A 6,887-nucleotide genomic window follows, 5' to 3' on the forward strand; every position below is an offset into this window, starting at 1 on the left:
TACCATTTGGGGGTATCATGGCGGATCTTCGGTTCCTGAAGCAGCGACGCCAGACGTGGTATTTCAGGATCGGCGTTCCTGCTGATCTGAGGGCTAAGGTTGGGAAGGCGGACATTGTGGAAAGCCTTCAGACCCGTGACCTGTCTCTTGCTCAAAAGCTGCGCTGGGATAGGGCGGCCCACTGGTCCAAGGCATTCGACGCTATGCGGGGCAATGCTCCCCAGGAACAGCCCTGGGCCGTCTACCGGGAGACACTGGACGAGGCCAGGACAGGCGCCTTCGGCGGAGCCTTCGCTGATGCTGACGGGCCGGATAGTGGCGTCAGCCAAGCCTTGAGCGCCATTGCAGAGGAATGGGAGCGGAAGAACCCGAACCCTGACACGCCTATCGATCCCGTGACACAGGCCAGGATTGACGCGCTGAACGACTACCAGAGGGAAGTCCAAGGGAGGACGGTTAAAGCGAAGTCTGCATACGGAATGCCATTCGGTGAGTGCGCCAAGAAGTACTTGGATAGCGTTAAGCCTGAGCTTAAAAAGCAAACCATATGTCAGTATGAAGCCGTCTTTCGATTATTCAAAGATTTCATTGCTGACAAGCCCATGCGTCTCATTACTCTGAAAGATGCCGTTGGCTTCCTCGACATTGTAGCGCAATTCGATCCCAATTGGGGGCGATCTCCAAAGACCAAATCCAGATCCTTCAAGGATCTTCAGGAACTCTATTCGGGCGCTGAAGAGGGTATGGCTGTCCGTACCCTGAACCGCTATGTTACCTCCCTTAGCTGTGCTTGGAAGTGGGCGAAGACCCGGCAAGAGGCGGGAGGGGACAACCCGTTTGATGGGCTATTCCGACCTGTGAATAAGAAGAACTCTGACGAGTACGTTCCGTTTGAGACGGATGAACTGAATAGGCTGTTCATTCCACGCCCAGCCAATCCTATCCTTTGGGAAATACCCATGGTTGGTCTTTATACGGGGATGCCACTGAACGAGATTTGCTCTCTTGCCTGGGAGAACGTGCGCCAGGAAAACGGGATATGGCACTTCGATATTGTGGCTTCAAAGTCTGATGCTGGTGTCCGTCCCGTTCCTCTTCACGACAAGCTTATGTGGCTGCTGGATCGGCGTGCCAATGACCCGAAGCAACGCCTGTGGCCCCAACTGAAGCCCGGCGGTCCAGACGAGAAGCTGTCTTGGAATGCCTCTAAGGCGTTCAGCACCTTCCGCCGTGATCGCGAGGTGATCGGGGTAGGGAGAAAGGCATTCCACTCATTCCGCAAGAACGTTGTCCGTTGCCTTGAGCGCGCGCGGGTTCCACAGACTGAGGCGGCTGAAATCATCGGGCATGAGAAGCACGGCATCACGTACAGGGTCTATAACCCGGACGGTTTGACCATGAAGCAACGTAAAGAAGTCATTGATAAAATTCAATACGACGGCTTCAAATTTGAAGTGGTATGAGACTAAACCGCATCAGACGTAAGCCGGTCTTAGATATAATACAAATAAAGATCGTTGAACTCGCCATGCTTTGTGTTACCACTTTCGGCGCAATCTATGGAGAATACCAATGCGCCTTAACATTACCTTTTCCCGTTGCTCTGGATTGGTCGCGCGCCTGAACTCCGTCTGCCTCTGGATTGGCTTCTATCGTGGCCCTGTGAAGCCCGTAGCCCATCCCGAGGGGCGGAACTTCCGCTTCTTGGAAGCCTGGAGGGAAGATGGGGAAAGCTACCTCGTCGCTGGGCCTTGGCTGCTCAGCGTCGGCCGCGCTGGTTGAGGGCGGCGTAAGGCCACGTCCTGGCTGATGGTGGTCCGCCTGTTCGGTGTAGTCACTGCATCAACGGTGGGCCACCGGCCAAAGCCCCCAACCTGCCCGTGCTGAATTGTGTGACCCACATTTGGTTGCACCCTAGCTGAAGGACGGCCCGTCAAGTTGGTGTAGCGACTGCACCGATGATAGGCCTTCCTCCCCGCTCCCAAAGTCATCGACCGGACGCGGGTAAATGTGTGACCCACAATTGGTTGCACCTTAGCTGAAGGACGGCCCGTCATCGGTGCCCGTCAGCATCCCCCAACAGGCCCGTCAGTGTCGGTGTAGTCACTACACCGGCGACGGCCCCTTGCGTCTCAACGCATCCGACAACCGGAAAGGAACAGCCATGACCGCACGCGAAATCACCACGGATCACCAAGCGCACCTCCTGGCTACGGAGTGCATATTTCTCAACTTTAAGACGGTCATCGACAATGGTCTTGACGGGACCGATAACAAGCCGATGCCAGCCACCGAGTTCCTGTCTCGGAAAGGGTTCAAAAGCACCGGAAGAACCTTGTGCCGCTTCCAGATTGCTTCCGCCTCTCTTCTCGAACGGATATGGGCGGACCAAGGGCTTAACTTTGGCGCAAACCAAGAAGGCCCCTTTAGCGCAGAAAAAGCGGTATGCAGCCTTATTTGGCTTATCAAAGCGCCGCTATATGGAAAGACCATATCGGCTCACTGAAGCACTCACCACCAAAGGCCCACCATAGGTTCCCCTGTGGTGGGCTTTTTTGTTTACCCATCAATCGAAAGGATTTCAACACGTGTGCTTCTTCTTAGCTCCCGCTGCGGCTGCCGCTGGCGCTGCTGCTGCGGGTAGCGCGGCGGCTGGTGCAGCTACCACAGCCACCCTCGCGGGCACGACTGCTGCCGCTGCGGCTGGCTCTGGTGCGGCCCTCAGCGCTGCCGGTGCGGCTGCCGCTGCTGGTGCGACTGCCGGAACAGCCATGGCCGGTGGCGCCATCGCACCTGTGGTCACTGGCCTGACTGCGGCCGAGATGTTCTACATCAGCACGGCGGTTTCCGCTCTGGGGGCCTTGGGTTCCGTTGCTGGGCAGATGGAAGCCCAGAAGCGGGGCAAGGAGTACGCCCAGGCACAGGCCGAGGCGGCGCGTGTCGCGACGATCAACAGCTACGATCAGCTTCAGCTTCAGCGCCAACAGGAATTGGAGAACGCCTCTCAGCGCATCACTGACACTGCCCTTGAGGGTGCCAAGGCGCGCGCTAAGGCGGCTACGGCTGCCGGTGAGGCGGGTATCTCGGGCCTGTCCGTTGATGCCCTATTGGCTGACTTCCAGCGTCAGCAATCGGGCTTTACCGAAACCGTAAAGACCAACTTCAGTCGCAAGTCGGCGCAGATCGAAGCGACCATGGAAGGCGTCCGAGCGGGTGCGCAATCCACTATCAATCAAATCCCCGAGCCGAAAGCCCCGGATTACCTGGGTGCCGCTGTGCGAGCCGGTACCGAAACCTGGGGCGCCTATCGGGACTGGGATAGGGACGCGCGCGGTAAGCTCAAAATCCAGGCATGATAACTTCACGTAACCAAATGCCAAAAAAGAAATCCCACCACCCGTTGACAGCAACCATAGTTTGTATTGATTATGGCGTTGCAGAATAACGGTAAACGGGAGTGGAAAATGTCGCCTCAGGGATCTGTCGGGCTGCTATCGGCCCTCGCTAGATTGAGGGACACGTTAGACCAGAAGCCACTTCAATACGCCCATGTGCTAGTGCTGGTGGCAAATCTTGATGGTATCTCCTTCAAGAAAGTGGGCGTGCTCACGGATCTGAGCAAATCAACTGTCTCTCGCATTGTTGATTGGTTCGTGGAGCAAGGGCTAATGACCGCCTATGAAATCCCTGGGGACCGCCGAAACAAAGCGGCATCGCTCACGCAGAAGGGCCGCGAAATCGTTGAGAAGGCTTCTAAAGCATGCCGATAAAGAAAGGTAACACGATACTAAATACCTATCCCCCATCACTCAGGTACGCCAAGGTCACATGAGGGGGGAACCTCTGGTGGACCCGGAATTGACCTGGAGCTAGTCTGCGGGATGCCCTAGAATAAGCCCTAGCTGGCTCCGCTAGGCTGGTACCTCCCAGGACCCAGATGCCCTGTACGGGCTTCCCTGGGGCTCCTAGACGCAATCGAAGACGGCCCGATACCATCCCCCAGGATCATCCGAGGGGATCTGGAAGGTTTCTCTAATGTAACGGGCGTTCTTCCCATGCTTCATGCAAGACGCCTGGGCTGTTTGCGTTGCGTTGCCCAAGCCGAACTTGATGTTGTGGTACTGGATGATTACAGAGGCTGGTGTCTCTGCCTCAATGGACACGATAGGGATCATCCTTTGGGTACATGCAGAAACGGACAGGAGGGTGATTAGAAGTGGAACGGAATGGCGCATGGAGTGGGCTTTGATGTTGGTTGGGTGTTAGCTCTATTTTAGTTCAAAAATCTGCGATGCCTATCGCTATTTCCTGAACTGCCGCTTTCCCCCCGTGGGGCCGTCGCCCTGGTGCTGCGCTTGGCGCCACCCCCGCCCTTCAGACGGGATCGGAGCAGATCGCCGCTAGGCTGCCTAGGATGCCCGCCCATGCGGCCAAGCTCACGCCGCCACTTTGGGGGCCTAAACGGAGCCAGAACGCACCCACGGGCATCCTATGGGCTGCGTGACGGGTGCGCCAAGGTACCCAGCGGGACGCTATCCTCTTCAGCGTCGGGGCGAACGCAACGCATGGCCTGAGGCGGACCAACGCGGACAAGCGAAGGGCTGTGCTGCGGCTGCTGGAAGTTCCCGAGTGGTCCTCGTGGTCCAACCGGGAGATTGCCCGGCGGACAGGAACGAGTGAGTTCATGGTCAGGTCACTGCGAGAAAATCGCAGTGAAACTGAACAACGCACCTACACCGACCGTCACGGCAACACCTCGACAATGAACGTCGGGAACATCGGGCGGACGGAGAAGGTGGAGCGGAAAGAGGAACCGAAGGCGGGAAACCACCTACCCGCCCCGACCGCTGCAAAGGCGCCTGGGAAGCCCACTGGCACACCTTAGGCTTGGCCGCTACGTCGTGCCTGACGGGCCGCAGAACGCACCACGGAGGCTCTGGCGGGCTCTGGCGTAGCATCTGGGGCGCGCTATGCGTTTGCCTTGTCGTCAGCACCTTCCATGAGCATGACAAGGACGGCAGTAGTGATGGCGCTTTCAAACTCAGGATGCTTCTTAGCGTACGCAATCAAAGCATCTGGGTCGGCCAACACGCTATTGACGAGTTCGCGTTCCTTGAGAAAGTTTTTCAGCATTGTTTCTACCTGACGCCTCAAATCCCGCTGCCCGGCGCGGTAGCCTTCCGCATAAGCCGCATCTGGGTCGCGCAAGTCTTCTCTCTCCATTTCATCCCCCCCCGTTCTGGTTTTCCTCTGGAAAACTGTACCAAGGAAGGGGTCGGGTAGCTAGCGCCCGAATTGTCACCATGAACCCAAGCCATGTGCCGTCTCATTTTGGTATACCCAACCAAGGCGTCCAAGCGAGACAGCCGAGCCCAGGCTTTCCGTGTCTCATTTGGGTTGACAACCGAATTCCGAGACGGCAATGTGAGATGGTCTAGACCCAAACGAGACAGGGAGCGGGTGTTATGGCCGTCTACGGTTACGCTCGGGTGTCCACCACGGACCAAGACCTTACTCTTCAGGAAGAGACGCTTAGGAATGCAGGGTGCGATGTGATCCGTACGGAGAAGGCCAGCGGCACCAGCCGGAACGGACGGACCGAACTCGACACCCTCATGCAGTTCCTTCGCCCTGGCGACACACTCATGGTCACCCGCATTGATCGCTTGGCCCGCTCCATCGGGGACCTTCAGGATATCGTGCGGGAACTGAGGACCAAGGGTGCGGACCTGAAGGCGACGGAACAGCCGGTAGACACCAGCACGGCAGCGGGCAAGGCGTTCCTAGACATGCTCGGCGTGTTCGCTGAGTTTGAGACGAACCTTCGGCGGGAACGTCAGATGGAGGGGATTGCGAAGGCGAAGGCAGAAGGTGTCTACAAGGGCCGGAAGCCGTCCATTGATGCAGCCGAGGTGCGACGGCTTAGGGACCAAGAGGGGCTTGGTGCCACGGAGATAGCCAAGCGGCTCGGGATCGGTCGGGCCAGCGTCTACCGGATACTTGAAGCCTAAAGCTTTTTCCGGTGCGTATCCGTGATATGGGGTGCCCCGCGTTTAGGGTCCCCCTTCACCGCCACCAGACCATCCTCTCAGGGTTCGGTATAGTCACTACACCAAGCCTCCAAAGCCCTTTGCGAACTCTTCAAGTTTACGCTTGGCTACATCCCGTTCCCCGCCGTCGCCCCTTTCGGCTCTTGCGTTGACCTTCAGGACCCACTCAGCGTCTTCTCTGGTGAAGTCCTGGGGAGGGGGCTTAGGTGCCTCTTCACGCTTGGTGGCGTGTGCGTCTAGGAAAGCGACGACACCACCCTCAAAAGCGTCAAGGTTGACGCATTTGGAAGACGATACCTCATACACCCTCATGTATCTTTGGGCGGTTCTAAATGATACATGGGTGTTATTCTCCACCCACGCCTTGAACTCACCGTGGCGACACTGTTCCTTAGCAGCAATCAGAGCCTCACCGGCCCGCTTTGCGTCCAGCAGCATTCCCTTAGCGTGATACTGAACTTGCTTGTGTGCGTCGTTGATTTCCGACGCGAGGAACGGAAGATCCACGACAACTTGGATTGCGGTCATGTGCTCGTGCTCCTTGGGAGGGCTTCGGTATAGTGACTACACCTAAGCCCGTACACAGCCCCCCTCCGGGAAGACACTCCAAGCTCAATGCCCCTTAGGGGAGATTGGGTTGCACCCTAGCAAAGGGGGAGGAATTAGGTTGCCCCTTAGAGGGGGAACGGGGGGTAAGGGGGGGAAACTTAAGTGTCTCTGAAGAGAGAACCTAGGTAGAGGTGACCTGCCCCCCTGAACCCGCTCCAGCCCCTATGTGAAGGCTGGGCACTCAGGAGGAGGAAGGAATGGCCCGTCGGAAGCGGCATACCCCCGAGC

7 protein-coding genes are annotated in these 6,887 nt (G+C 57.5%); 5 read left to right on the plus strand and 2 right to left on the minus strand.

Annotated elements, in window-relative coordinates:
- Positions 1–17: 17 nt before the first annotated feature.
- From ACRWK7_RS04545 to ACRWK7_RS04560, 4 genes are all read left to right on the plus strand, one after another.
- Positions 18–1,463, plus strand: coding sequence for a DUF6538 domain-containing protein (locus ACRWK7_RS04545; protein ID WP_431855004.1), 1,446 nt, complete (start codon positions 18–20; stop codon positions 1,461–1,463).
- Between the two features lie 701 nt (positions 1,464–2,164).
- Entirely contained in the window at positions 2,165–2,506 is a 342-nt protein-coding gene (locus ACRWK7_RS04550; RefSeq protein WP_431855005.1) for a hypothetical protein, read from the plus strand.
- Positions 2,507–2,771: 265 nt separating this feature from the next.
- Positions 2,772–3,356: a virion core protein, T7 gp14 family gene (locus ACRWK7_RS04555; protein ID WP_431855006.1), complete on the plus strand. Its 585-nt coding sequence runs from the start codon at positions 2,772–2,774 to the stop codon at positions 3,354–3,356.
- Between the two features lie 108 nt (positions 3,357–3,464).
- Positions 3,465–3,770 (plus strand): MarR family transcriptional regulator, encoded by a 306-nt coding sequence (locus tag ACRWK7_RS04560; RefSeq protein ID WP_431855007.1) that lies wholly within the window; start codon positions 3,465–3,467, stop codon positions 3,768–3,770.
- Positions 3,771–4,968: 1,198 nt separating this feature from the next.
- Here ACRWK7_RS04560 and ACRWK7_RS04565 read toward each other — a convergent pair.
- Complete coding sequence (locus ACRWK7_RS04565; RefSeq protein WP_431855008.1) at positions 4,969–5,223, minus strand: hypothetical protein; 255 nt, start codon at positions 5,221–5,223, stop codon at positions 4,969–4,971.
- 242 nt (positions 5,224–5,465) lie between these two features.
- Between ACRWK7_RS04565 and ACRWK7_RS04570 the strand changes: the two genes are divergently transcribed.
- Positions 5,466–6,011: a recombinase family protein gene (locus tag ACRWK7_RS04570; RefSeq protein WP_431855009.1), complete on the plus strand. Its 546-nt coding sequence runs from the start codon at positions 5,466–5,468 to the stop codon at positions 6,009–6,011.
- 96 nt (positions 6,012–6,107) lie between these two features.
- Here the strand turns inward: ACRWK7_RS04570 and ACRWK7_RS04575 are convergent, their stop codons facing one another.
- Positions 6,108–6,578: a DUF3102 domain-containing protein gene (locus tag ACRWK7_RS04575; RefSeq protein ID WP_431855010.1), complete on the minus strand. Its 471-nt coding sequence runs from the start codon at positions 6,576–6,578 to the stop codon at positions 6,108–6,110.
- Between the last annotated feature and the right edge of the window lie 309 nt (positions 6,579–6,887).

The sequence above is a fragment of the Azospirillum sp. genome (genome assembly GCF_050789165.1).

What these genes read in the sequence shown, in the direction of transcription:
- ACRWK7_RS04545 (WP_431855004.1), top strand. Translation starts at nt 18, where the DNA reads ATGGCGGATCTTCGGTTCCTGAAGCAGCGACGCCAGACGTGGTATTTC.
- ACRWK7_RS04550 (WP_431855005.1), top strand. Translation starts at nt 2,165, where the DNA reads ATGACCGCACGCGAAATCACCACGGATCACCAAGCGCACCTCCTGGCT.
- ACRWK7_RS04555 (WP_431855006.1), top strand. Translation starts at nt 2,772, where the DNA reads ATGGCCGGTGGCGCCATCGCACCTGTGGTCACTGGCCTGACTGCGGCC.
- ACRWK7_RS04560 (WP_431855007.1), top strand. Translation starts at nt 3,465, where the DNA reads ATGTCGCCTCAGGGATCTGTCGGGCTGCTATCGGCCCTCGCTAGATTG.
- ACRWK7_RS04565 (WP_431855008.1), bottom strand. Translation starts at nt 5,223, where the DNA reads ATGGAGAGAGAAGACTTGCGCGACCCAGATGCGGCTTATGCGGAAGGC.
- ACRWK7_RS04570 (WP_431855009.1), top strand. Translation starts at nt 5,466, where the DNA reads ATGGCCGTCTACGGTTACGCTCGGGTGTCCACCACGGACCAAGACCTT.
- ACRWK7_RS04575 (WP_431855010.1), bottom strand. Translation starts at nt 6,578, where the DNA reads ATGACCGCAATCCAAGTTGTCGTGGATCTTCCGTTCCTCGCGTCGGAA.